Annotated in this window: 26 protein-coding genes; 20 read left to right on the top strand and 6 right to left on the bottom strand. The window is 37.1% G+C overall.

The window, feature by feature from the left end:
- Positions 1-196: 196 nt before the first annotated feature.
- The 6 genes from hppD to M5A78_RS07150 all read left to right on the top strand — a co-directional run bounded on the left by hppD (position 197) and on the right by M5A78_RS07150 (position 6,431).
- Complete coding sequence (gene hppD / locus M5A78_RS07175) at positions 197-1,312, top strand: 4-hydroxyphenylpyruvate dioxygenase (RefSeq protein WP_248734601.1); 1,116 nt, start codon at positions 197-199, stop codon at positions 1,310-1,312.
- Between the two features lie 102 nt (positions 1,313-1,414).
- Positions 1,415-2,035, top strand: a complete 621-nt coding sequence (locus M5A78_RS07170; protein WP_248734600.1) for a flavin reductase family protein — start codon at positions 1,415-1,417, stop codon at positions 2,033-2,035.
- 4 nt (positions 2,036-2,039) lie between these two features.
- Positions 2,040-2,972, top strand: a complete 933-nt coding sequence (locus tag M5A78_RS07165; RefSeq protein ID WP_248734599.1) for a fumarylacetoacetate hydrolase family protein — start codon at positions 2,040-2,042, stop codon at positions 2,970-2,972.
- Complete coding sequence (locus M5A78_RS07160; protein ID WP_248734670.1) at positions 2,972-4,135, top strand: homogentisate 1,2-dioxygenase; 1,164 nt, start codon at positions 2,972-2,974, stop codon at positions 4,133-4,135. The genes M5A78_RS07165 and M5A78_RS07160 overlap by 1 nt, the downstream gene beginning before the upstream one ends.
- 111 nt (positions 4,136-4,246) lie before the next feature.
- On the top strand, positions 4,247-4,861 hold the full coding sequence (locus M5A78_RS07155; protein ID WP_248734598.1) for an NUDIX hydrolase: 615 nt from the start codon (positions 4,247-4,249) through the stop codon (positions 4,859-4,861).
- A gap of 205 nt (positions 4,862-5,066) precedes the next feature.
- On the top strand, positions 5,067-6,431 hold the full coding sequence (locus M5A78_RS07150; RefSeq protein WP_248734597.1) for an aspartate kinase: 1,365 nt from the start codon (positions 5,067-5,069) through the stop codon (positions 6,429-6,431).
- Positions 6,432-6,484: 53 nt separating this feature from the next.
- Here M5A78_RS07150 and M5A78_RS07145 read toward each other — a convergent pair whose 3' ends face one another.
- The gene (locus tag M5A78_RS07145; RefSeq protein ID WP_248734596.1) at positions 6,485-7,072 is read right to left on the bottom strand and encodes a hypothetical protein; all 588 of its coding nucleotides are present in this window, start codon (positions 7,070-7,072) and stop codon (positions 6,485-6,487) included.
- A 14-nt stretch (positions 7,073-7,086) separates the two neighbouring features.
- Positions 7,087-7,653: a membrane-spanning protein gene (locus tag M5A78_RS07140; RefSeq protein ID WP_248734595.1), complete on the bottom strand. Its 567-nt coding sequence runs from the start codon at positions 7,651-7,653 to the stop codon at positions 7,087-7,089.
- A gap of 168 nt (positions 7,654-7,821) precedes the next feature.
- Between M5A78_RS07140 and M5A78_RS07135 the strand changes: the two genes are divergently transcribed.
- The 4 genes from M5A78_RS07135 to M5A78_RS07120 all read left to right on the top strand — a co-directional run bounded on the left by M5A78_RS07135 (position 7,822) and on the right by M5A78_RS07120 (position 11,189).
- Positions 7,822-8,493, top strand: coding sequence for a response regulator transcription factor (locus tag M5A78_RS07135; RefSeq protein ID WP_248734594.1), 672 nt, complete (start codon positions 7,822-7,824; stop codon positions 8,491-8,493).
- A 1-nt stretch (position 8,494) separates the two neighbouring features.
- Positions 8,495-9,880 carry a sensor histidine kinase gene (locus M5A78_RS07130; RefSeq protein WP_319942261.1) on the top strand — a complete coding sequence of 462 codons (1,386 nt, stop codon included), beginning with the start codon at positions 8,495-8,497 and terminating at the stop codon, positions 9,878-9,880.
- Between the two features lie 75 nt (positions 9,881-9,955).
- A complete protein-coding gene (locus M5A78_RS07125; protein WP_248734593.1) occupies positions 9,956-10,366 on the top strand; it encodes a hypothetical protein in 411 nt (136 codons plus the stop codon).
- A gap of 139 nt (positions 10,367-10,505) precedes the next feature.
- On the top strand, positions 10,506-11,189 hold the full coding sequence (locus M5A78_RS07120) for a M50 family metallopeptidase (protein WP_248734592.1): 684 nt from the start codon (positions 10,506-10,508) through the stop codon (positions 11,187-11,189).
- Between the two features lie 91 nt (positions 11,190-11,280).
- On the opposite strand, the gene M5A78_RS07115 is transcribed toward M5A78_RS07120, so the two are convergent.
- Positions 11,281-12,237 carry an NAD(P)H-dependent flavin oxidoreductase gene (locus tag M5A78_RS07115; protein ID WP_248734668.1) on the bottom strand — a complete coding sequence of 319 codons (957 nt, stop codon included), beginning with the start codon at positions 12,235-12,237 and terminating at the stop codon, positions 11,281-11,283.
- A gap of 507 nt (positions 12,238-12,744) precedes the next feature.
- Between M5A78_RS07115 and M5A78_RS07110 the strand changes: the two genes are divergently transcribed.
- Positions 12,745-13,209 (top strand): GreA/GreB family elongation factor, encoded by a 465-nt coding sequence (locus M5A78_RS07110; RefSeq protein WP_248734591.1) that lies wholly within the window; start codon positions 12,745-12,747, stop codon positions 13,207-13,209.
- Positions 13,210-13,293: 84 nt separating this feature from the next.
- Here the strand turns inward: M5A78_RS07110 and M5A78_RS07105 are convergent, their stop codons facing one another.
- Together M5A78_RS07105 and M5A78_RS07100 are read right to left on the bottom strand one after the other, a co-directional pair.
- Positions 13,294-13,815, bottom strand: coding sequence for a MerR family transcriptional regulator (locus tag M5A78_RS07105; RefSeq protein ID WP_248734590.1), 522 nt, complete (start codon positions 13,813-13,815; stop codon positions 13,294-13,296).
- Between the two features lie 109 nt (positions 13,816-13,924).
- Positions 13,925-14,797: a MerR family transcriptional regulator gene (locus M5A78_RS07100; RefSeq protein ID WP_248734589.1), complete on the bottom strand. Its 873-nt coding sequence runs from the start codon at positions 14,795-14,797 to the stop codon at positions 13,925-13,927.
- Between the two features lie 257 nt (positions 14,798-15,054).
- Between M5A78_RS07100 and M5A78_RS07095 the strand changes: the two genes are divergently transcribed.
- From M5A78_RS07095 to M5A78_RS07055, 9 genes are all read left to right on the top strand, one after another.
- Complete coding sequence (locus M5A78_RS07095; protein ID WP_248734588.1) at positions 15,055-15,699, top strand: VC0807 family protein; 645 nt, start codon at positions 15,055-15,057, stop codon at positions 15,697-15,699.
- Positions 15,700-15,732: 33 nt separating this feature from the next.
- On the top strand, positions 15,733-16,332 hold the full coding sequence (locus M5A78_RS07090; protein ID WP_248734587.1) for a TetR/AcrR family transcriptional regulator: 600 nt from the start codon (positions 15,733-15,735) through the stop codon (positions 16,330-16,332).
- A gap of 231 nt (positions 16,333-16,563) precedes the next feature.
- A complete protein-coding gene (locus M5A78_RS07085; protein WP_248734586.1) occupies positions 16,564-17,226 on the top strand; it encodes a DUF2306 domain-containing protein in 663 nt (220 codons plus the stop codon).
- Between the two features lie 93 nt (positions 17,227-17,319).
- Positions 17,320-18,060: a polysaccharide deacetylase family protein gene (locus tag M5A78_RS07080; protein WP_248734585.1), complete on the top strand. Its 741-nt coding sequence runs from the start codon at positions 17,320-17,322 to the stop codon at positions 18,058-18,060.
- Between the two features lie 162 nt (positions 18,061-18,222).
- Positions 18,223-18,558, top strand: coding sequence for a hypothetical protein (locus tag M5A78_RS07075; RefSeq protein ID WP_396954607.1), 336 nt, complete (start codon positions 18,223-18,225; stop codon positions 18,556-18,558).
- Positions 18,559-18,744: 186 nt separating this feature from the next.
- Positions 18,745-20,253 carry an aminotransferase class V-fold PLP-dependent enzyme gene (locus tag M5A78_RS07070; protein ID WP_248734583.1) on the top strand — a complete coding sequence of 503 codons (1,509 nt, stop codon included), beginning with the start codon at positions 18,745-18,747 and terminating at the stop codon, positions 20,251-20,253.
- A gap of 122 nt (positions 20,254-20,375) precedes the next feature.
- Positions 20,376-22,844 carry a CoA-disulfide reductase gene (locus M5A78_RS07065; protein ID WP_248734582.1) on the top strand — a complete coding sequence of 823 codons (2,469 nt, stop codon included), beginning with the start codon at positions 20,376-20,378 and terminating at the stop codon, positions 22,842-22,844.
- Positions 22,845-22,907: 63 nt separating this feature from the next.
- The gene (locus M5A78_RS07060) at positions 22,908-23,171 is read left to right on the top strand and encodes a metal-sensitive transcriptional regulator (protein WP_248734581.1); all 264 of its coding nucleotides are present in this window, start codon (positions 22,908-22,910) and stop codon (positions 23,169-23,171) included.
- A gap of 112 nt (positions 23,172-23,283) precedes the next feature.
- Positions 23,284-23,772 carry a L,D-transpeptidase family protein gene (locus M5A78_RS07055; protein ID WP_248734580.1) on the top strand — a complete coding sequence of 163 codons (489 nt, stop codon included), beginning with the start codon at positions 23,284-23,286 and terminating at the stop codon, positions 23,770-23,772.
- Between the two features lie 119 nt (positions 23,773-23,891).
- Here the strand turns inward: M5A78_RS07055 and M5A78_RS07050 are convergent, their stop codons facing one another.
- Entirely contained in the window at positions 23,892-25,115 is a 1,224-nt protein-coding gene (locus tag M5A78_RS07050; protein ID WP_248734579.1) for an MFS transporter, read from the bottom strand.
- Between the last annotated feature and the right edge of the window lie 70 nt (positions 25,116-25,185).

Genomic DNA, 25,185 nt, shown 5'->3' with positions numbered 1-25,185 from the left:
ATACTCACAATGGAAACATCCTTTTACAAGGCATGTTTCTTTTTATGTTTACCATATAAAATACTATGATGGGAGAGTATTTCTTTAGTACCTAAAAGCGTTATTGCTTTACCTCCTACTCTTGAGAGGACAAGAGGCCTTCGTTTAAAATCAATTCAGAATATTGTTATATTTTATTGTGAATGGAGGCTTTTAAATGATTGAAAAACGAGTCAGAGCTGATCAGCTTGTGGATGATTTTTTCCCTGTTAGAGATGTAGATTATATTGAGATTTATTCAGGCAATGCCAAGCAAGCTTGTCATTATTTTTGCACAGCCTTTGGGTTTAAACCAGTTGCTTATTCTGGTCTTGAAACAGGGAATCGTGAAACGGTCTCTTATGTACTCAAGCAGCGGAATATTCGTCTTGTCATTACAGGCTCCTATACCGAAGGAAGTAGAGTTGCCCAGTTTGTGAAGAAACACGGTGATGGTGTAAAGGACGTAGCGTTGTTGGTCGATGATGTGGACAAAGCATTTGAAGAGGCTGTTAGTAGGGGAGCAATCGTCCATGTAGCCCCTTTTGAAATGAGGGATGAAAAGGGAATCGTAAAAAAGGCTGTTCTCGGTACATATGGGGACACGATTCATTCATTAATCGAGCGAAAAAATTATCAAGGGGAGTTTTTACCTGGGTATGAGCCCTACACAGTCTATTTACCAATTGAGGATGCCGGTTTGATTGGGGTTGACCATGTGGTCGGAAATGTCGAGCGTATGGAAGAGTGGGTGGAATATTACGCAAAGGTCATGGGCTTTAAGGAAATGAAGCATTTCTCTGACAAAGATATTACGACAGAATATTCGGCTTTGATGTCAAAGGTCATGCACAATGGCGGGCGGATCAAGTTCCCAATCAATGAACCGGCAGAGGGGAAACGCAAATCGCAAATCCAGGAATACCTAGAATTCTATAATGGACCGGGTGTGCAGCATTTAGCGATTTTGACAGAAGATATTGTGTCTACGGTAACCACATTGAAAAAGAACGGGGTGGAATTCCTCAAGACACCTGGAACCTATTATGACTCATTAGGTGAACGGATTGGAAAAATTGATGAAGAAATTGAAAAGCTTCGCGAACTAAATATCTTGGTTGACCGTGATGATGAGGGTTATTTACTGCAAATTTTCACAAAGCCAATCGTTGATCGTCCCACTTTATTTGTTGAAATCATTCAACGAAAAGGGGCTCGTGGTTTTGGTGAAGGAAACTTTAAGGCATTGTTTGAGTCAATTGAGCGGGAACAGGAAAAACGAGGAAATCTTTAATAACTAAACAAAGAAGCTAGATTTAAAGGGTAAATCTATCATAAGGTGGGATTAAGGGAGAATGATTTCTCCCTTTTTTCAAACTGAAAGAGTGGTGAAGGAATGGAAATCTCACCGGAAAAACTTGAATGGAGAGAAGCATACAAACTTTTAGTTGGATCGATTTTGCCTCGTCCGATTGCCTTCGTGTCAACAATGGATGAGAATGGCATTGCTAATGCTGCGCCATTTAGTTTCTTTACTGCGATAGGTGCGGACCCGATGCTCATCTGTTTTTCACCAATGAGACGGGGAACGGATGGTGCTAAAAAAGATACACTAGTCAATATTGAAAAGACAGACCAATTTGTTATTAATATTGTCAGTGAAGGAATGGCTCAGCAAATGAATGATTGTGCGATTGAATTTGCTGCTGACATCGATGAAATAGAAGAAGTAGGTTTTACCAAGGAACCCAGTATGAAGGTGGCTGTACCGCGGATTAAGGAATCACATATTCATTTAGAATGTGAGCTCTATCAGGTGCTTCATTTTGGCGATAAGCCTGGAGCAGGCAGTCTAGTAATTGGCAAGGTGGTTCACATCCATGTAAACGGTGAGCTTTATAATAAAGGACGAATAGAAACAGCAAAATTAAAGCCGGTAGGAAGAATGGCGGGGAATGTTTTCACTGACCCATTAGCAAAAACGTTTGAACTGATTCGAAAAAAGGAAAAAAGGTGACCAGATGAAATTTGTAACCTTTGAAAAAAAAGATGGGACAATTAGGGCCGGTTTTCTGTTGGACCAAGAGCATGCAGTTGATATGTATGAAGTAACTGGTGGGGAGTTACCTGATAATCTTGTAGTTTTCCTCGAAAACAGTGAAGCAAATTTAAAAAAAGCAGCATTATTGTCTTTATTAAACAATCAAAAAGGAATTTACCCTTTGAGTGAAATCCGATTATTGGCACCTCTTCCTAGGCCAAAAAGCTTTCGTGACTTTTATGCCTTTGAGCAGCATGTGAAAACGGCAAGGGAAAACCGTGGTCTTGAAATGGTTCCAGAATGGTATGAAATACCAGTATTTTATTTTTCCAATCATCTTGCAATAAAGGGACCTGGAGAAGAAATTGCGAAGCCTCTTGGAGCTGACTGGCTTGATTACGAACTCGAAATTGCTTGTATTATTGGCAAAGAAGGGAGAAATATACCAGCTAAAGCAGCAGATGAGTATATTTTTGGCTATTGTATATTGAACGATTGGAGTGCACGAGACCTACAGCGGAAGGAAATGAAGGTGGGTCTTGGTCCGGCGAAGGGAAAGGACTTTTCAACCTCTATTGGTCCATGGATTGTTACCAAAGATGAGCTGGAGCCTTTGAAATTAGGAAAGGGCTTCAATCTCACAATGAAAGCACGTGTAAACGGTCAATTACTTTCAGCAGGAAATATGAAGGATCTTTTTTATTCCTTTGGGGAAATGATTGAACGGGCATCTTCAGATGTTACCCTCTATCCTGGAGAGATTATTGGTTCTGGGACAGTCGGGACAGGATGTATTCTCGAGCTTGGCCTTGATGTACACCGCTGGTTATTACCAGGTGATCATGTTGAGTTGGAAATTGAGCATCTCGGTGTCTTACACAATTCAATTATTGATGGAATAGAGGTGAAATGATGTATTACCGTAAAATGGGAACAGTCCCACATAAACGTCATACGATGTTTAAAAAGGTGGATGGAAGTCTTTATCGAGAGCAGGTTATGGGAACGCGGGGTTTTTCAGGAACCCAATCGATTTTATATCACCACTATATGCCTACTGAAATAGTAAAATCTGAATTGCTTGGTAATTACTTGCCAGAATATGAAGAACAAAAGGCTCTCAATCATCGTCACTTTTTTACAAGTAAGACAACAAAAAAAGGTGATGCCTTAAAAGCAAGAGATTATCTTTTAGGAAATCAAGATTTGTTAATTGGAACAGCAAATGTCACTGAGCCAATGCAAAGCTTTTATCGGAATGGCGATGGGGATGAAATGTTCTATATCCACTTCGGCACAGGGAAACTAGAAACGATGTTCGGGACGATTTCCTACCGTCCTGGTGATTATCTCATCATACCGATTGGTACGATGTTTCGATTAATACCTGATGCTAACGAAGTGACCAAAATGCTTTTTGTAGAAGCATTTAGTCAAATTACCACACCAAGGCGCTACCGTAACGAATATGGTCAGCTACTAGAGAACAGCCCATTTTGTGAACGTGATATTCGTGGACCAGAAGCATTATTGACGATTGACGAAAAAGGTGAATATGAGGTGTTGACGAAAGCGAGGGGCACGATCTCCTCCCATATTCTAGGGCATCACCCATTTGATGTGGTAGGCTGGGATGGGTACTTATATCCTTGTGCCTTTAATATCGAGGATTTTGAGCCAATCACTGGAAGGGTCCATCAGCCTCCTCCTGTCCATCAAACCTTTGAAGGAAACAATTTTGTCGTGTGTTCCTTTGTACCAAGATTGTATGATTACCATCCAGAATCGATTCCTGCACCGTATTATCATAGCAATGTTAACAGTGATGAACTTCTTTATTATGTAGAAGGAAATTTCATGAGTCGTAAAGGGGTTCAAGAGGGTTCAATTACGCTTCATCCAGGCGGGATCCCACATGGTCCTCATCCTGGCAAAACTGAAGCAAGTATAGGGAAGAAAGAAACATTGGAATTGGCAGTTATGATTGATACCTTCCATCCTTTGAGGATTGTAAAAACAGCACAGGAAATTGAAGATCCTGCCTATATGTATTCTTGGTTTGAAAAAAAAGAATAAGAATTCCCAGGAACAATCCAACTTGATCGAAGTTGGGTTGTTTTTTTCAATCAACTAATAAAAATGTTATTGTAGATAGTAAGAACCTTGAAAATGAATAGAGGTGAAATCATGGAGTTGGAAATAGTACAAGCAAAATTAAAAAGTCATACCACTAAAATACTAGGTAGTGAGAAGTTTTCAAAATATGCTGTTATGTTACCTCTTATTCAAAAAGAAGACGGGGTTCATGTGTTATTCGAAGTTCGTTCATTGAACTTAAGGAGACAGCCAGGTGAAATTTGTTTTCCAGGGGGAAGGATGGATGCTTTAGACATAGATGAAAAGTCTGCGGCAATTCGTGAAACAAGTGAGGAATTAGGGATTAGCGTGGAAAAAATCACAGGAGTTTATCCGCTTGATTTTATGGTTTCTCCTTTTGGAATGATGGTCTATCCTTATGTCGGAATTATTAGTAGTTTAGAAACGATCCAGCCGAATCCTGCAGAGGTCGGGGAAATTTTCACAGTTCCAATAACTTTTTTCATTGAAAAGGAACCTGAAATATATCATATCGAATTTAAAGTAGAGCCGGAGAAAAATTTTCCATTTGATTTAATCGTTGGTGGAGAAAACTACAATTGGCGGACAAGAGGGATGGAAGAGTATTTTTATATGTTTGAGGATAAAGTAATTTGGGGTTTGACTGCAAGGATTCTTGCTCATTTTATTGAATTAATTCGTTAGTCAATTTCCAAAGGAAATAGTAAAACATATATTTAAGAGGAAAAGAAGTGGATTTCTTAATGGAAATTTACTTCTTTTGATGTCCTTTAATATGTGCGTCCTTGGTAAAAAGACAAATGTGCCTGTGCGGAAGAAAAAACTCTTGTATATTTTCTGAATTCAGATAAAATTAAGATTATATTTTTGGAATTAGGAGATGTTTTACATGAAGGTAGTAAAGTTTGGCGGATCCTCTTTAGCTTCTGGAAAACAAATCGAGAAGGTTTTCCAGATTGTAACTTCTGATTCCGAGCGTAAAATAGTCGTCGTGTCAGCTCCAGGGAAAAGATTTGCCGGAGATCAAAAGGTCACCGATTTATTAATTGAATGTGCAGAGCGCTGCTTGCTGAAGCAGAATCCATTGGAAATGTTAGCAGCGGTAATCCAAAGGTATGCGACAATAGCCGAGGAACTAAATCTTTCTTCTGAGATTATTACCGAAATACAAGCTGATCTAGAGGAAAGGCTAAATGGAGACAGAAGTAAGCCAGAAAGGTTTATCGATAGGGTGAAGGCAAGTGGTGAGGACAATCATGCAAAATTGGTTGCTGCATTCTTCCAAGAGAAGGGAGTAGAGGCCTATTATGTTGATCCGAGAGTGGCTGGACTTGTCGTGAGTGATGAACCAGGAAACGCCCAGGTATTACCTGAATCATATGAACGTTTGTATTCATTGCGAGAAAGGGATGGATTATTAATCTTTCCGGGTTTTTTTGGTTATAGTAAAGAAGGAGAAGTATTCACTTTTTCACGTAGCGGCTCAGACATAACTGGTTCCATCCTTGCCAATGGTGTTAAAGCAGATTTATATGAAAACTTTACTGATGTGGACGCCGTTTATTCTGTTAATCCCTTTATTGTCAAGAAACCAAAGGAAATTAAGGAATTAACATACCGAGAAATGCGTGAGCTTTCTTATGCAGGATTTACTGTGTTACATGACGAAGCGCTTGTGCCGGCTTTCCGGGCAGGAATTCCCGTTCAAATCAAGAATACGAACAATCCTTCAGCAGTGGGGACGAGAATTGTTAATGAACGGGATAATACAAATGGTCCTGTTATTGGTATTGCAAGCGCCCAAGGGTTTTGCAGTATTTATGTGAGCAAATATTTAATGAATAGAGAAATTGGATTTGGTCGCAAACTTTTAAGCATTTTAGAAGAGTTTGGATTATCATATGAACACACGCCTTCGGGAATTGATGACATTTCAATTATTTTAAGAGAAAATCAGTTTGATATGGAAATGGAGGGGGAAATCACCAGACGCATAAAGTTAGAATTACATGCGGATGAAGTGAAATTCGAACATGGTCTAGCCCTCATCATGGTTGTTGGCGAAGGCATGCGTCATAATATCGGTACGATGGCAAGAGCGTCTAAAGCCATGGCAAGGGCGATTGTCAATATCGAAATGATAAACCAGGGATCTTCTGAGGTCAGCATGATGTTTGGGGTAAAGGAAGTTGACGAAAAAAAAGCGGTTCAGGCGCTGTATGAGGAGTTTTTTTTTCCGGTTGTAACGGTGTAATCGTGATTGAAAAAAAGCAGTTCTAAATTTACGTTTAGACTGCTTTTTTTGAATTACATCTGTGGATATTCTTTCTTTATCTTTTTCTTAGTTCTAACACCAGACCAAACAGCAATGATGAGACCGCCAACTGTGCCGGCAACTAAATCAGTCATTGTATCTTTGTTTCCGCCACCTTGCAAGGTCATGCCAAAAAACTGGTCGCAAGTAAATTCATAGATTTCCCATAAGACACCGCCTAATGCTGCAAACGATAAGGTAAACCAAAAGACAAACCAGGGGGAAATCTCATCACCCGCATTTCTGTGTATCATCCTCTCATATAACGCAATTCCGGTGAATGCAAGGATGGCTCCGCTAACCAAATGCATAAAAGTGTCCCACCAGCCTAGTCCATACCAGCCTAGGATAGAGCCCAGATACTGTGAACCGATTAGAAAAATTAAATAAGAAATGACAATTGGTAAATTAAATTGCAGCTTAGTAAATAGTGCCAATAGAAGCGGGATAGCACCGCAGACAACACCGCCAATAGCTACTGTTGATTTAAATGATTCGCCATTTTGGCGGTAATAGACCATTAAGATGGCCATAAAGATAACATATAACGCACTAAGTATGATAACGAGTTTTCGGTTCATTCATTCACCCCTAACTAAAGCTTTTGTTTTCGAACAAAAGAATATAACGCCGCAATAAGACCACCAGCCAAACCACAAAGCAGGTCATACATCGTATCTTTATTACCGCCTCTTTGCATCGTGTGGGCAAACGTCAAATCTCCGACAAATTCATAAATTTCCCAAAGTACACTAGCCAAGACGGCAAGAGAAAGGGTGAAGAGAAAAAGCATCCAATGTGAAACATCCTTTCGTACATTTCTAGGGATCAATCGTTTATATAACACGATTCCCACCAAACCAATGAATATCCCCTTGAAAAAATGAAGGGTGGAATCCCACCATTTGAGATGGAGATAAAAGCTTGCAATGGAGCCTAAATACAACGTACAAAATAAAAAAATATAATAAGTACAAATAATCGGAATGTTAAAGGGATTCTTTTTCAAAAGTAATAAGGAAAGCGGTAGGGCACTTGCGAAAATTCCCCCGAGTGCAACCTGCCACCGTGAAGAATCACCTTTCATGAGGTAATAGATACATAATATGGCCATAAAGATGATGAATAATATACTTAATATTATAATGATTGCCCGTTTCATTACTTCACCTCACCTCACATAAAAAGGAGTCCTTACAATTATGTCCAATGTTTATAAAATAAAGTCAATTAATTTCTATTGCGAAAAAAACGTTCGTTCTTTCCAAATGAAATGGCTTTAAGTACAATGAAAGAAGTGAATAAATTGAATAAATAAGCAGGTGTGAAGATGAAAACGATTTTAATTGTCGATGATGATCAATATATCCGCAACCTTGTGAAAGGAATTTTAACCAAAGAGGGTTTTAAAATAATCGCAGCAGAAAATGGTGCGACTGCTTTAAAAATTGTAGAGAAGGAGTTAATTGATTTAGCGATAGTGGATGTGATGATGCCAGTGATGGACGGGTATCTTTTAACATATAACATTAGAAAAATGTATGATATACCGGTTATTTTATTAACGGCTAAAAGCCAGATTGAGGATAAGGAAAAAGGATTTGAATCAGGTACAGACGATTATTTAATTAAGCCCTTTGAACCAAAGGAATTAATTTTTAGGATCAATGCCTTGTTGAGAAGGTATGGTAAAGCAAGTGAAGCCAATATTAATATAGGTTCGTTATATATAAATAAAAAAAGCTATGAAGTGAAAATTAAAAATAAAACCTTTATGCTTCCATTAAAAGAATTTGAGCTGTTGACCTTTTTGGCTGAGCATCCCAATCAGGTTTTCAGCCGCAGTCACCTTATAGAAAAAATTTGGGGCCTGGATTTTGAGGGGGATGAAAGAACCGTTGATGTACATATCAAACGATTGCGTGAGCGGTTTACAGATATTGCTGAAGATTTTACCATTAAGACAATTAGAGGGGTAGGCTATTCCTTGGAGGTTTTATAATATGCTCATGAAATCCTTATATAGTAAATTTGCCTTTATTACGATTATGATTATGATTGTAAGCGGAATAATTTCCTTTTTTCTATCCAATGCCTATTACCAAGGTAAATTGAAACAGCAAAATGACGAGAAAGTCATGAATTTTGCCATAGAGATTGCTGACTTTGCAAGCAACCACCCATTGATTAGTCTGAATGATTATTTTGACCATATAGGGGCGATTGGTTACCAAATTCTGTTGGTCAATCAGGAAGGTGACAGGGTATATTTTGGATCACCTTTTAGAGTTACCAATTTACCCAAAGCAATTTCTAGAAAAGTCATTCAAGGGGAGTCCTATCACGGGATACGTAATTTCCCTCACAAAACATTTGTAACTGGTTTTTTTGCCAATGAAACAAAAAATTCTGTCGGTGTACCCCTTGAATACCAAAATGAAAAATATGCCTTGTTTATCAGACCCGATATTAAACTTATGTTCAATGAAATGCATATTCTTTTTGGCTGGCTGCTAGTCATTTCGATTTTATTAAGCATTTTATTCGTTCTGATTAGTACAAAATATTTAGTACAACCGATTAGAAAGCTAAATAAAGCGACAAAAGAAATTTCGGAGGGTAATTTTTCCATTAAGCTGGATATTGACCGGAAGGATGAACTAGGGAATTTAGCTGTAAATTTTACAAGGATGTCAGAAAAGTTAGCCAAAGTAGATACACTAAGGAAAGAATTGATTTCCAATATTTCTCACGATATTCAATCACCGCTTACAAATATAAAAGGCTATCTAAACTTACTGGAAAGTAACGATAAAAGTGAAATTGAAAAGCAAAAGTACGTTCGCATTGTCCAGGATGAAGTTAACCGTCTGTCAAAAATGACAAAACAGCTTTTGCTTCTTTCTTCAATTGAAAGTAAGAAGGATTTAATGGATGTAAGCTTAGTTCATATAACAGGTCAATTAAAGAGTGTTGTTCACCAATACCAATGGAGTATTATGGAAAAAGGAATCATGATTAGTTTCATGCTACCAGAAGTATCAGTTAAAGGTGATTCCTCATTGTTATATTCTGTTTGGGAAAATCTTTTGACAAATGCGATAAAGTATAACAAGGAAAACGGTTCGATTGATATTGAATTATCTGAATCAGAAACACATATTGAAGTGGTTTTTAAAGATACAGGTGCTGGTTTAGATGAAATAGAAATTACAAGAATTTATGACCGTTTTTACCGGGCAGATACCTCAAGAGAGCGCACAATTGAAGGAACGGGTCTTGGTTTATCCATTGTAAAAACAATCATCGATTTGCATCATGGAAAAATCGAATTAGAAAGTCAAAAGGGTACAGGAACTGTCTTTAAAGTGGTTCTTCCCAAAATGTAAAGTGCTGTTCATATTCCGTTCATATTCATAAAGTATTCTATTTATTAACTGAAAAAAGGAAGGTGAATTATTTATATGACTAAGTATAGCAATCTATTATTAAAGGTTTCCGCAGTTTTCGGTTTAATTGGAGCCGTACTTGGGGGACATATGGCGGGTTCAGGCTCTTATGCATTTCGCCCTATTCATGCCCATATTTTAGTGGTTGGCTGGCTAAGCTTATTTTCATGGGCGGTTTATTATCGAGTATTTCAACCAAAAAATCGTATTTTGGCCATGCTTCATGTCTATTCAGCTATCATTGGGTCAATAGGCTTGACTGGCGGTATGGCATTGTATAATTTCCGTCCGGGATTTCTTCCTGCTGCAGTGGAGACTGCTTTCTATATTGGAGGAGGAGCTATTTTACTTCTAAGTTTTGTATTCTTTTGCCTATTGACATTTACACAAAGCAATAAACAGGAACCAAGGAATACAGAAAAATAATTTTAAGAATGAAGATAACAAACTGACTCATAACTTACTCTATTATTTTCAAAAATTATGAGGATTAAATTACTATGAATATAACAAAAATGTTAAAATGAGGGAATAAAGTAAATTTTAATAAAGAGGAGAATCAATCTTGAGCTTTGTTCGAGACAAATTAAGTGCGAAGTTTTTCCTTTTCCTCATGCTAGCTTTTTTGTTGATTCATGTACCGATTGTTGGAAATTACGCAAAGGTAATAAATACACTTATTCATGAATCTGGTCATGCTTTGATTGCGCTGCTTGGCGGAAATGTTGAAAGGATTTCCTTATTTATGAATTCTGAAGGGGCAACATATAGTAACCAATCTACCTGGGCTGGCAGTTTCTTTACAAGTCTTGCCGGATATACCTTTGCCTCATTTATGGCGTTTCTATCATACTTATTAATTGGCAAGAAAAAGCAGATAATTTTAATTGATATCCTGCTAGGGTTCATGTTCTTAAACCTTATTTTTTGGGTTCGGAATCCTTATGGAATCTTTTGGCTTTGTTCATTTGCTATTGCCTTCCTCATCTTACTCATTAAAGGTAGTCAAAATTTAAGAGATTATCTCTTATTACTTATTGCATCAATTCTACTGGTTGACTCGGTTCAAAGTGCCTATGAAATTCTATATATAAGTCTTATTCAGCCGTATGAAGCAGGGGATGCAGCTAACCTTGCCAGGCTAACAGTTATTCTTCCTGCTCCAGTCTGGGGTTTTTTCTTCTTTCTTCAAGCCCTTTGGTTCAGTTATTATGGGCTAAAAAGAGGATATTATAAACTTGAAAAATAAACGATAGATGTTTTATTAGTAGTTCAGGGATGAGCTGTTGCAAATATAAAGAAAAGAGCCAACTGAATCTTTCGTGCAGTTGGCTCTTAGTTTACGATGGAGAAATAGTAGGGTTATGGAACTTTTCCCTTAATGTTTCAACATATTCCGCAGTGAGATTGTCAATAATTTTTTGGACAGGAAGGATTTCTTTGATTTCATCTACTCTTGCACCGGCAAAGACTAGGCCATTTTCTACATCTCCATTAACAGAAGTTAGCAGAGAATCAAGTGTACAAAAGCGATAAGAACAATTTTTCAAGCAATCTTGGCATTTTGCAATTTTAATCTTATCTGGTCCACTTATTAATTTGGTGAAATTATTTTTGATGGCTCTTCCCTGCAGGCCGACAGTTGTCTTAACCAAAACCATATCTTCTTTTCTTGCTTCGACATATTTCTGTTTAAACTGAAGAGGTGCATCACATTCCTCGCTGGCAACAAAACGAGTTCCTATTTGCACGCCTGCCGCTCCCATTGCGAGTGCTTTAGCGATATCCCCACCAGTCATAATTCCTCCTGCTGCAATTACCGGGATGGAAACAGCATCCACTACTTCCGGAAGAATATCAAACATTGGCCGATCGGTACCAAGGTGGCCGCCAGCTTCAAAGCCTTCAACCACTATGGCTGCAGCACCTAAGCGTTCGGAAATCCTAGCTAATTTAGCAGAAGAGACAATGGAGATTACCGGGATTCCTGCTTTTTTTCCCCATGAATACATATCCCTAGAGATGCCAGCACCTGAAATAATAAAATCAACTTTTTCTTCAAGTGCTGCTTTCATTTTTTCAGCAAAATCATTCATGGCAAATAATACATTTACCCCAATGTATCCGGCATCCTTGACTAGCTCCTTCGCTCGTCTAATATGTGAACGCATCTCATTTACAGTAATACCTGTTCCAGAAATTATCCCAATCCCACCAGCATTTGCGACAGCTGATGCAAGCTTGCTTAGAGATATCCCAACACCCATTCCACCTTGCATTATCGGTACCCTTGGCATAATATGTCCTATTTTAAGTTGTGGAAAGTTCAATTCATTACCTCGTTTCGATTAAAATACCTTCACATGAATGGTATCACTTTGCTTTTCATTTGTATGTGATTTCTATCACCTGGTCATAAAAGTAGGTTGTATAATTATCAATTCTTGGAGGGAATAACCAGTTATTTGATTAGAGTAATTAATAAGTTATCAAAGAGTTTGGTTTGTTTTAATTACAATCAATAAATTCGGTTATCCCCTTATTCAAATCTTTCGACAACCCATTTTGGCGACTTTTCTGTATAGATATGGTAATATTGTACCAAGGTTTCCTATTGTTTGAAGGAAGAGGAAAACTTTCCATTTTCGTATTGGGTTACTACGGATTAACCCATTTAATTAGCGTAGACCTAAGAAATTTTCTATACGATAGGAAAGTTCATTTTTTTATTTAGGAGGAGTTTGAAATGAAACAATTTATGAAATTCTGCAGGAAATTTGATCCTAGCATGGAGGCTATTTATTATGAACCGTAGTAGCCAATCCAAAGATTTTTTCAGTCAACAGTTAGTGTATATTGAGGAGAATATTCAGGAATTAACAAATCTTTATCTTTCATCAACACCAGTCCAGGAAAGAATCAAGCATTTTTTTAGTTTGTATGTATTAGAGGTTGAAGATTTATTAGAACAAAATCGTAAAAACGCCTTTATATCGGTAATTCCTAAAGTCTATATTGGGACAAAAGTGACTGTACTTTACGATGTGGATCATGACATGGAAGATTATGTTATTTGTTTTCCTGACCAGTCAAATCCTGATAAGGGGTTTATCTCCTTTTTATCACCCGTTGGTAGACAGCTGTTGCTAAAACAACTCGGTGAACAACTATCGTTGAAGATTCCAACAGGTGAACTTCAAGTAACGATTAAGGATATTTCGGATGTAGGGAATTTGTTTGAAGCACAAGAGAGATATAAAAAAGCTTAATTGGGGCTAGGAAGGCCATTTAATTAATAACATGACCGATTTTGTTGTACTGCTCGGTCATGTTATTTGTATGGAAAATTTAAATCAAAATCCAAATATTGAACTTACGATATTTTTCTTTTTTCTTTTTACTTTGCCATGATCCAATACGAGTGGTTTGTCTATTTGAGTGGGGCTCATCATTTCTTTTACTTGGTTTTGAAGTAGTTCAAGCTGTTGAGATAATTGATTTACATGATTCTGTAAATCTTCTATTTCCCGACGGTGCTGCAGGAGTTGGTAGGAAACAACTGAGTCTGCTTTAGTATTTAAACTCATTTCTAATTTGCTTACCTTCGAAAATAATTTTTCGAGTGCAACATCATTTTCGACTGCTTTAAATGCCCCTATTCTTGCACTTTTTTTCTCCCTCAGCGGGCTAATATCATGAAGGAGTGTTCCGTTTTGAAGTTGTTCATGGATTTTTTTTAATAACTCAATATCTTCGTTAGTAAAATGATAATGCCCCCGTTCATTTTTTTCCATTGGCAGCCCGAGCTGCTTAACCCAGCGCTGAATTGAACTAGCGGACACCCCTAATAATTTTGCCACATCACTTGTATTCATGTTCGAACCCCCCTTGTTATATTACACAATCTCGAGTGTCAATCAGCTAAAAAATCATTTTGAATTAAGACCTTAATAAAGAACTTTTAGTAACCACGTCACCTCCATATTAGGACCAGAATCTCCACCATTTCCTTTCTTTAGCCACTGCAACATCCCTAAAACTGGTTAACCATTGTTGAAAAGCCAATTCTCTTTGGCTAATGTCATGACGGTATTCCTTACGTTCTTCTTCGAAGAATTCACGGTCTATTGAAATAGCCTCTGTTAAACTAGAAATTTCATCGTTAGTGGTATCCAGATAATGTGATATTTCTTCAGATGTTTCAGATAACTGCTTTGAGAGGGTAAAAATCTCCTCTGACGTCTCAAGGGAAACTGTAGCAATGTTGTTGGAAAGATACTGTAATGAGGCTGCAGTCATCTCAGAAGATTTTTCGAGTGACAATGATAGCTTCTCAATTTCATCCTTTGTATTGGCAGAGGATTTGTATAAAGAATCGGATAGAGATTTTACTGTATAAAAGATACCTTTTGAAATTTCTTTTTTTACTTCGTCTAACACATCTTTGTGAACGACACTGCGAATCTCATCCTTTATCTCATTTAAAAAATTTTTCTTATACTTTTCCATCGCCTCAAAAAATTGATCAGCATTTATTAATGGATTTTCTTCAACTGCTGTCGGTACTGTTTCAGATATAACTTCAAGAGAAATTTCGGATGTTTTGGTGATATTTTCACAGGTATCCGGTTTAATTTCTTTTTGTATTACTTGGCGAATCAAATCCTTACTCAACTTTTTCCTGGTCATTTGCTTAAGTTCTAACAATTGCTCAATCTCCAATTCTGTATAAAATCTTGCACCTTGCTTTGACCGAGGAATCTCCAAGATTTCATGATAATCTTTTTCCCATTGTCGTAACGTTCCGGGGGCGATATTTATTTTTTTAGATACTTCTTTTAAGGTGTAAGCCTTCATCAAAAAATCCTTCCTCTCCATTGAATCTAGGAAAAAATCATCTTTGTGATACATATTCACCATCTAGTATCTTATTTTCCTGCCTGATGACAAAAGCTATCAAAACAAGACTGATATCACGAAATAACAACATAATCTTGCATAATGAGCAATCATTTCTATAAAATGAAAAAAGTAAAAAAACAATTGACAAACCGACCGTCGGTTTGTAATGTATAGTTTGTAACATATGGATAATAAAAAGGGGTGTATGAAACGTGAAAGTTTCGTCAAAAAAGAAATTGATTCAAATGATTGTTATTAGTATTGTTATTAATGGTGTCATTCCTGTAGTAGTTTATAAACTGCTTATAAACTATTACTCAAGTTTTGTTTCATTGTTAATCGCGACGTTAATCCCATTGGGGGATAATCTGTATCACGTTGTGAAATATAAAAAAGCAGATGCATTTGGCCTGTTTATGCTAACGGGGTTTGTGCTAAGTTTACTTGCATTTGTGCTGGGTGGTAACGAGAGGCTCATTTTATTAAGGGAATCTATGGTCACAGGATTATTAGGCTTACTTTTTATCGCATCTCTGTTCTTTTCTAAACCGTTGATTTATCATTTCGCGATCAGATTTAGTGCGGAGGGAGAGTCTGAAAAGAAAGGGCAATTCGCAAAGAATTGGGAGCTGCCATATTTCCGTAATGTATTAAGGATAATGACAGCCATCTGGGGAATCGCTTTATTGGGAGAAGCAACTTTAAAAATCATTCTAGTTTATGAACTATCGATTACCGCTTTTTTAGCTATTTCACAACTTATTTTTTATGGTGTGATTGGCGCAGCCATTTTATTTACAATCGTATATCGTAGATATGCAAAAGTACGCTTAAATAACCTAACCAATTTACAATAATAAAATAGCAGATAAAGTAAGGAAGGTAACGAGATGACTAATTCAAGTATTTACAATAATCCGAGCTTTCAACACATCCTAACCATAACGGAGGCTATCATTCTCGAAAAGGGCTGTCGAAATACAACATTAAAAGACATCATTGAAAGATCTGGATTATCAAAAGGGGCAATTTATCATTATGTTGACAGTAAGGATGAATTATTTGGATTAATTCTAAAATCAAAGATAGAAGAAATGAATGAAAAGTTTCATATGACAATTACTCGTTCCATTAAAGATGAAAGCCTCAATCAAGGACACTTCGGCGTTGTCAGCCAGTTTTTTCATTCAAGGCAAAATACCAATGATATCGGCAATTTAATTTTTATTTATTTGTTGAGTCAGGATAATGAAAAGGTCAAAAAAATCCTCAATGATATATTTAGGTACAGCAAGGAAACTGGTACTCAATGGATCAAAATGGGGCAGGCAAATGGGGTAATTCCTGAGAATATTGACGCTGAAAAAATGGCAACTTTGATGATGACATTTTCGTATGGTTTACGGGTTACGCAAATACTAACCACTGGGGAAGAAGATAAAATAGAATCGAATGATATATTTAAAATGATTATTAAGACATTAATATAATAATTTAACCCTAATTGTGGGGTTTTATAATCACTGCCACTTAATTGCCTACCATAAATCCAAAAAGATTCCCATTATTTATATCTGCCTTAATGATAAATTTATTAGGATAAAACCGATCCCATTGCATCACTCCTTTTTTTCTTAAATCAGAAATAATCTCAGCATATAATTGATTTACTGCCCTTAATTCAAATGTTATGAAAAAAAAATAGCAGGGAGTTTGAGAAAATGAAAAACGAGAAAAAAAGAAAGTTTATGGTAGGGTCGATGTATTTCATTATTGCTTTATTTACAATCTATATTTTTGTTATGTTTCTTCTGAATGGTGTTGAGTGGGCACCTATCGTAAAAGGGAAAATGCAGAATCCTAATTTCTCTGTGACGACATGGAAATGGTTTTTCTACCCGCATATTCTATTGGGAACCATCTCGCTTGCCATCGGTCCGTTTCAATTGACGAAGAAAAGCCAAAAGAACGCAAAGCTTCATAAAATGTTAGGAAAAATATATGCTGTGGCTATTTTTATCAATATTTTAATGGTACCATACCTTACACTTTCAGCAACTGGCGGGATGGGTTCAACCATTGCTTTTCTTGTTCTTAATATCTTTTGGCTCTGGACCACTTCAATCGGTGTGATTAGGGCAACCCAGCGGAAAATAACGGCACATAAAGAGTGGATTGTTCGCAGTTATGCGATTACCTGGGTTTTCGTTACGTTTCGGATTGTCGTCATTCCCTTATCATTATTTTTAGATAGTTCCCTTTCATTTCCTCTTGCCGTGTACATTAGCATTTTAATGAACCTTCTATTTGTAGAATGGAGGAAGCAGAAAAACAAGAAACTTACGACAGGGCGAAACATCACTTCAACAAATCCCGTTATTTAAATCACATTTTATTATTGAAAAAAGTTATAGATGACTTAAATTCAGGAAGAATAAGTTGTAAATACATGCGATTGACAAAAAGCGAGGAACGGTATGAAAAGGCTATTGCTTCTATTCTTTTGTCTTCACTTTTTAGGACTTCCTAAAATTGTATCAGCAGCCCAAAAAGTTCCGATCTTACTTTATCACTCGATTGACGAATATAAAGGGCATGGATCAAAGGAACTATATGTCACTCCTGAAAATTTTGAAAAACAAATGGCTTTTTTACGAGACCATGGTTTTACATTATTAACCTTCGAGCGCTGGCAAGAAAGAAAGAGGGTAAATAAACCAATTTTTATTACTTTCGATGATGGCTACAAAAATAATCTAACAGCCTTTACTATTTTTCAAAAGCTGAAAACCGATCATTTTATGCCATCAGGAACCTTTTTTGTCATTTCTGACTTTATCGGGCGTCCCAATCGATTAACCAAATCTGACCTAAAAATGCTCGCTGAATCAGGTGTTATTTCTGTCCAATCACATACTGCCACACATCCGGATTTACAAAAAGTTGCTAATCTCGACTATGAACTTAAAGTATCCAAAGAAAAGATTGAAAAAATAACGGGAAAACCGGTAATGGCACTCTCTTATCCATATGGCAGTTATAATGATCAGGTAGTAGTTGATACGAAAAAAGATTATCTGTTTGGACTTACAACAATACCTGGGCCATTTTCTGAATCAGGAATAAAGAATGAACTTTATTTGTTACCGAGAACGTATATTAAGTACTCCACAACTCTAACAGACTTTGCCAAAGCAGTGGAGGTAAATAATGATTAACGATTACTTTAACGGGTAATCGTTTTTTTGATGAAAAAAAATCACTGACTAATTGACAAATCAATGTAATCTCAACGAAACGTCTATGTAAAAAAACACCGTTATAATAATGAAAACAATACTAAATTCTCGATTGGGGTGAGGTTTTTTTTGGAAGAAAGCATGGTAAAATCCTATTTACAGAAATCGCTGGATGAGTGGAAGGATGATATATCATTAGTCCTTGCTGAAATTGGCAAGGAGTATGAAGAAGTCGCACAGGAATTAAAGGTTTATTCCTATAAATATGGGATTACCAAACAAGTTATTCAATCAACGGTAAATGATGAAATCATCGAAAAAATTCGAGAGATGTATCATAAACCTTTTGAAGAAAGTTACAACCAGTTGAAAGAATACATAAAAGATCTAGAGGAAAAAAAACGAGTTTTTCAAATGTTTATTCAGAAAATTGATGAAGTAAGCAGAAAAGAGTCTGCAAAGATTACTACTTATTAGGGAGAAGTTTAAAAGACCTTTATGTATAGACATTTACATTCATATTTTAAAGTAAAGGAAGTGAGGCTATTCTTAATATAAGAATGCCTCCTTTTTGTTTTTCTATTTGTTATAAAGCGGTAACCACTACAAAAGTGCGATGCATATATTGATTGCAGCAGGAGTGTATTGTAAGGGGTGAACCAAATGATCACGGCAAAGATTGGAAGTAATACCTATCGAATCCCTGATAACCTCGAACTATTTTTTCAACCGTTCCGAACACAAGTGATTGGGATGAATCAGGAATTCGAATCCCCCTATGGTAAAAAGAAAATTATTTATGCAGACTGGACTGCCAGCGGGCGACTTTATCGACCCATTGAACAAAAAATTTCTGAGGTGTTTGGTCCGTATATGGCCAATACCCATACCGAATCAAATATTACCAGTTTAATGATGACAGGGATATATAAGCAATCAAAGAAAATAATAAAGGAACATGTAAACGCCGATAACCATGATGCTGTCATCCTAGATGGCTTTGGAATGACGTCTGTTATCAATAAATTTCAAAGGATGTTAGGAATTAGGGTACATGAAAAATGGAAAGGGCGGCTAAAACTTTCCGAAAGTGAGCGGCCAGTTATTTTCTTAACGCATATGGAACATCATTCCAATCAAACATCATGGCTTGAGTCATTGGCTGATGTCATAATTATTAGACCCGATAATAATGGCGGAATTGATGAAAATCATTTGGAACAGCTTTTGCAACAATATAAAGGCAGAGCATTAAAAATCGGGTCGTTTACAGCCTGTTCTAATGTAACCGGCATTCTAACTAGATATCATCATTTAGCAAAAATTATGCATCAACATGGAGGTGTTTGCTTTGTTGATTTCGCAGCAGCGGCACCATATGTGAAAATTAATATGCATCCAAAAGACCCGCTGGAAAAGCTTGATGCTGTCTTTTTCTCACCACACAAGTTTTTAGGGGGACCAGGAACGAGTGGAGTATTAGTCTTTGATTCAAGATTATATGCAAATAGGGTGCCTGACCACCCAGGTGGAGGGACAGTGACATGGACGAATCCATGGGGGGAACATCAATATTATACCGAAATTGAGCTGAGGGAAGATGGAGGGACACCAGGGATTTTACAAGCTATTCGAACAGCCCTCTGCTTGAATCTGAAAAACCAAATGGGTGTTGAAAATATTATAAAGAGAGAAAAAGAACAATTGAAAATAGTATTAACGGAATTAAACGCAATCGCAGAGCTTCATATTTTAGATGGTCACATTGAAGGGAACCGTTTAGGAATTGTTTCGTTTTATGTCGATAATATTCATTACAATTTAATTGTTCGTTTGCTCAATGATCGATTTGGTATTCAAGTGAGGGGCGGTTGTTCTTGTGCCGGAACCTATGGACATTATCTATTTCATATTAATAAGGAGGCCTCTAAGCAGATTACCGAGAAAATTGATGCTGGAGATATGTCGGATAAACCAGGATGGGTACGGTTCTCATTACATCCAATCATGACAAATGAGGAAATCCTCTATTTCGTTAAAGCGATGAAGGATATTGTTTTGAACATTGACAACTGGAAAAAAGATTATATTTACGACACAGCAAGTAATGATTATTTTTATATTGACCATATAAGAGAAGATATGGCCCCACTTTTCCGTTTTGAATGGTGAAGTAGAATTGGTCAGATTTGACCAATTTTCAAACATTCGTGCATACCCTTACCCGTATGTGTAATTGTGTGGTATGATACCACTATGTCATACAGAAATAATCTGAAAGAGGGTAATGATAAATGGGTGAAAAAATCATTATTGTTGGCGGGGTTGCAGGCGGAGCAACAACAGCTGCAAGATTGAGAAGATTAGATGAAAAAGCTGAAATTATTATGTTTGAAAGAGGGGAATATATTTCTTTTGCTAATTGTGGGCTACCTTACTATATTGGTGGAACTATTGCTGAGCGGGATAAGCTATTGGTTCAAACGGTTGAGGGGATGTCAAGAAAATTTCATTTAGATATTCGTAATTTAAGTGAAGTTATAAAAATCAATCGTGAAAGAAAAACGGTAGAGGTGAAAAATTTAAAAACTGAGGAAGTGTATGAAGAATCCTATGATGTTCTTGTTTTATCACCTGGGGCGAGTCCAATTAAGCCACCAATTCCGGGAATAGAAACAGCTGAATCGCTGTTTACGTTAAGAAATATTCCAGATACAGATAAAATTAAGTCTTTTGTTGATATAAAAAAACCGAAAAAAGCAACAGTGGTCGGTGGAGGATTTATCGGTATTGAAATGGCTGAGAACCTTTGGGATTTAGGAATTGAGGTGACATTGATCGAAATGTCTAATCAAATAATGGCTCCAATTGATTTTGAAATGGCCTCGATTTTACACGGTCATCTTCGTGAAAAGGGAGTCAATCTCATTCTTGAAGATGGAGTAGAATCATTCGAACAACAGGGGAAAATCGTGAAGTTAACGAGCGGTCAATTTATTGAAACGGATATGATTATTTTAGCGATAGGCGTAAAGCCAGAAAATCAATTAGCGGTTAGCGCGGGGTTATCTGTTGGACAACGTGGCGGTATCCAAGTGAATGAACATTTACAAACAGAGGATCCAAGTATCTACGCAATCGGAGATGCGATTGAAGTTAAAGACTATATCAACGGTCAATCGACACAAATCCCACTTGCATGGCCGGCCAACCGCCAAGGAAGACTGGTTGCTGATCATATAAATGGAATTGCTGTACGATACAAAGGAACACTAGGGAGTTCTATAGCTAAAGTTTTTGATATGACAGTGGCTTCAACGGGTAATAATGAAAAAACACTAAAACGTTTAGGGATTCCATATGAAGTTGTCCATGTTCACCCTGGTTCGCATGCTGGATATTATCCTGGTGCATTTCCGATTTCATTAAAGCTCATTTTTGAGAGAGAAACTGGAAAGATTTTTGGTGGGCAGGCTGTATCTTATGATGGAGCAGATAAAAGAATTGATGTTATTGCTACTGCTATCAAAGGTGGGCTGACTATTTTTGACCTTCCAGATTTAGAGCTAGCCTACGCACCACCTTATTCTTCTGCAAAAGATCCTGTCAATATGGCTGGATATGCAGCAAGTAATATTGCGGAGGGGTTAGTAGAAACCGTCCAATGGTATGAGATTAACGAAATCGTACAAAAAGGTGGTCTGCTGATTGACGTTCGAGAACCAATCGAACGAGAAATGGGTTACATTGAAGGTTCGATTAATATCCCATTAGGTGAAATAAGAGATCGTTTAGATGAACTACCTAAGGATCAAACTATTTATTTAACTTGTCAAGTGGGCTTGCGAGGATATTTAGGTGCTCGAATACTATCACAAAATGGTTTTAAAGTGAAAAACCTTGATGGTGGATATAAAACATATTCAAGTGTCTATGAACCATCTATGAAAAAAAATAGTGGAGCAATAATTAATGATTCTGGGATGATTGAAGAGATAAAAGTGGAGTCTGTACAGGTTGAACCAACAGAAACGATTTTAGTTGATACCTGTGGTTTACAATGTCCGGGGCCAATTATGAATGTGTACCAAACAATGGATAAAATGAAATCAGGTGATGTGCTTGAAGTGCATGCAACAGATCCTGGTTTTGCCAAGGATATTCAGTCATGGTCAAATAAAACAGGCAATACCTTATTAAGTAGTACATTTGAAGAGAAAAAATTTAAAGCTTATATTCAAAAAGGAAGTAAAGAATCAGATAACACTAATCAGACTGGTGTGCAAGCTTCCAAAGATGGGGCAACGATGGTTGTTTTTAGCGGCGACCTTGATAAAACAATTGCATCCTTCATCATCGCATGCGGTGCCGCAGCAATGGGTAAAAAGGTAACCATGTTCTTCACCTTTTGGGGCTTAAACGTGCTTAGACGTAATGATGCCCCACCAGTCCAAAAAGATATAATGGAAAAAATGTTTGGTATGATGATGCCAAAAGGTGTTAGCCATCTCCCACTTTCCAAAATGAACATGGGTGGGATGGGTGCAAAAATGATCAATCATGCTATGGAAAGAAAAAATGTTGATAGCATAGAAACTTTAATGAAAAATGCCATGGAAGCAGGTGTTAAGCTTGTTGCTTGTTCCATGTCGATGGACATCATGGGGATCAAGCAGGAAGAATTAATTGAAGGAATTGATATTGGAGGAGTAGCAACCTATCTTGGTGATGCCGAAGATTCTGGATTGAATTTGTTTATTTAATTGGATATATATTAGACTTCTGATTAATTATCGCTTAAAATCGAAACAACAGAGGTGAGTTAGATGATCTATAATGATAAGTCGATTAATCGTTTAAAACGAGCTGAAGGACAAATCAAAGGGATTATGAGAATGATAGAGGAAGGTAAGGATTGCAAGGAAGTCATTACCCAACTTTCTGCAGCAAGATCTGCGATTGACAGGGCGATTGCTGTGATTGTCAGCTCTAATCTCGAACACTGCATTCGCGAATCAATTGATGCAGGCAATGCTGATTCTTCTAAACTTGTTGAAGAGGCCGTTAATATGCTTGTTAGAAGCAGGTAATAGAAGAAGGGACGCCTATCCATAGGGATAGGCGTTTTAATTACCGTAAATGTTAATTTTGGCAACGGCCAGCTTGTAAAGGCATATGCTATCAGAAGAAAGGTGGGATAGCATGATTCATACAGTTAGGTCTGGCGAAACGCTAGGTATTATATCAGCTAATTATCGAGTTAGCCTTCAACGCCTTTACACTGCGAATCCGGGGGTCGGCCATTTGCACGTTGGTCAAAAAATCCAAATTCCTGGTTTGCAGGAGCCAAGTACAATACCTTACATCATTCAAATATCAGTTGGAAAAAGAAAACTTTCTCTTTTTCATAATGGAAGATTAATGAAAATTTATCCCATCGCAGTAGGAAAGATGCTTACTAATACCCCAACAGGGGATTTCGTAATTGTTAATCGCCAGTTTAATCCTGGGGGCCCATTTGGAGTGTTATGGCTTTCCCTTTCAAAGCAGGGCTACGGGATTCACGGTACGAATAATCCAAGTTCAATTGGAAAAGCGGTTTCCCATGGTTGCGTGAGAATGTATAATCGTGATGTACTTCAGCTTGCCGAAATAGTACCGAATGGAACAAGCGTTAGTATTCTCCCCTAAGCTTTGTGAAATCGGAAAAAAGCTGATTCTAGGAACGAATCAGCCTTTTTTAGTTTGGCTCTTTTTATAGAATTAGGAAAATTTAGTAAGAAAAGCAACAGTATTTGCGAAAACAGCCTTTAATTTTCACTAGCAGCAAGCTTACTTTTTTCAATAGATAGGTTCATTCGAAATGTCCAAATAAAATATAGGGCCCCTAGACTAATGTAAAAAACGCCTCCTATTAGTCCCATCATTCTCGGAGAAATAAATTCCAACAAAACTCCGGTCAAGAACATAGAAATTCCGAGAAAGGTATTGGCAATAGTGGCTGACAAGCCAAAATAAAGACCGTGGAATTTTGAAGGGAGGGTTTGCATAACAGCGGTATCTAGCAATGTGTTCCCCACCCCGCCAAAAATCGTTAAGATTCCAAATAAGACAACAATGAGCACAAAAGAGTTTGCTTGACTGATTCCGGAGAGAATGACGCCTTCCATGAAAAGGCACATAAAAGCAACAGATAGAAATCTTCCTGTTATCCATTTTGTTACCATCGGACTAATAATGAACCCTGTACCTAATACGCTGTACAGAATCCCAACCCCAAGGTCGCCTGCATGAAAAGTCTTAACAGCATAGACGCTTAGCAAAATATTATCAATGCCATTTACTAATGGTACTAGCACATCAAAAGTAATCAACATCAATAGGAAAGAAGATGCCATCACAAGAGGAAGAATCTTTACTGACCGCTTATTTTTTATCCATTCTTTTGTCATTGTTTCATTGGACTCGAGAGTTGGTATGGATCGAATGATGAGACCAGCAATTAAAAAGGATATGATGTTAAACGAAAAAGCTGCCTTCGCCCCGAAAAGAAAAGAAACAACCCCACCACTAAGTGCCCCAACAATTAACACAAACCCCAATGAAACCTGTTCCCATGAATTTATCTCTTTAATATGTTCAGAACGGACAATTGCTGGGATACTAGATTTTCTTATTGGACCGTATAAGGCTTCGCCACTAGCAAGCAGGAACGAGCCAATATAGACAAGCCATAAATCGTCAGCTGTTTGGATAAATAAAAAAGAAACAGCAATCACTGCTCTTGAAAAATCAGTAAATAGTAACAAATTTTTTCTGCCACATTTTTCTGCCAATTTGTTACTGAAGGGAGCAAAAAAGAGGAAAGGAAGCATCCTTAAGGCCATTGTTATTCCAACTGACAAGCCAGAACCAGTTAAATTTAGAATTAATGCAAGCAAAGCTACTTGACTAAAGCGATCCCCAACTCCATTGATAATACCCGCAAAGAATAATTTTCTGTAGGAATTTTCCCTTTTTAAGGTCTGAAACATTTCTAAGTCCTCCTAATAACATTATCATCTAATTAGATAATTAACTAATTAGATGATAATAAAAAACGCT

This window comes from Neobacillus rhizosphaerae (genome assembly GCF_937468385.1).
GTDB lineage: Bacteria > Bacillota > Bacilli > Bacillales > Cytobacillaceae > Neobacillus > Neobacillus rhizosphaerae.
This window is presented reverse-complemented; position numbering and strand designations above follow the sequence as displayed.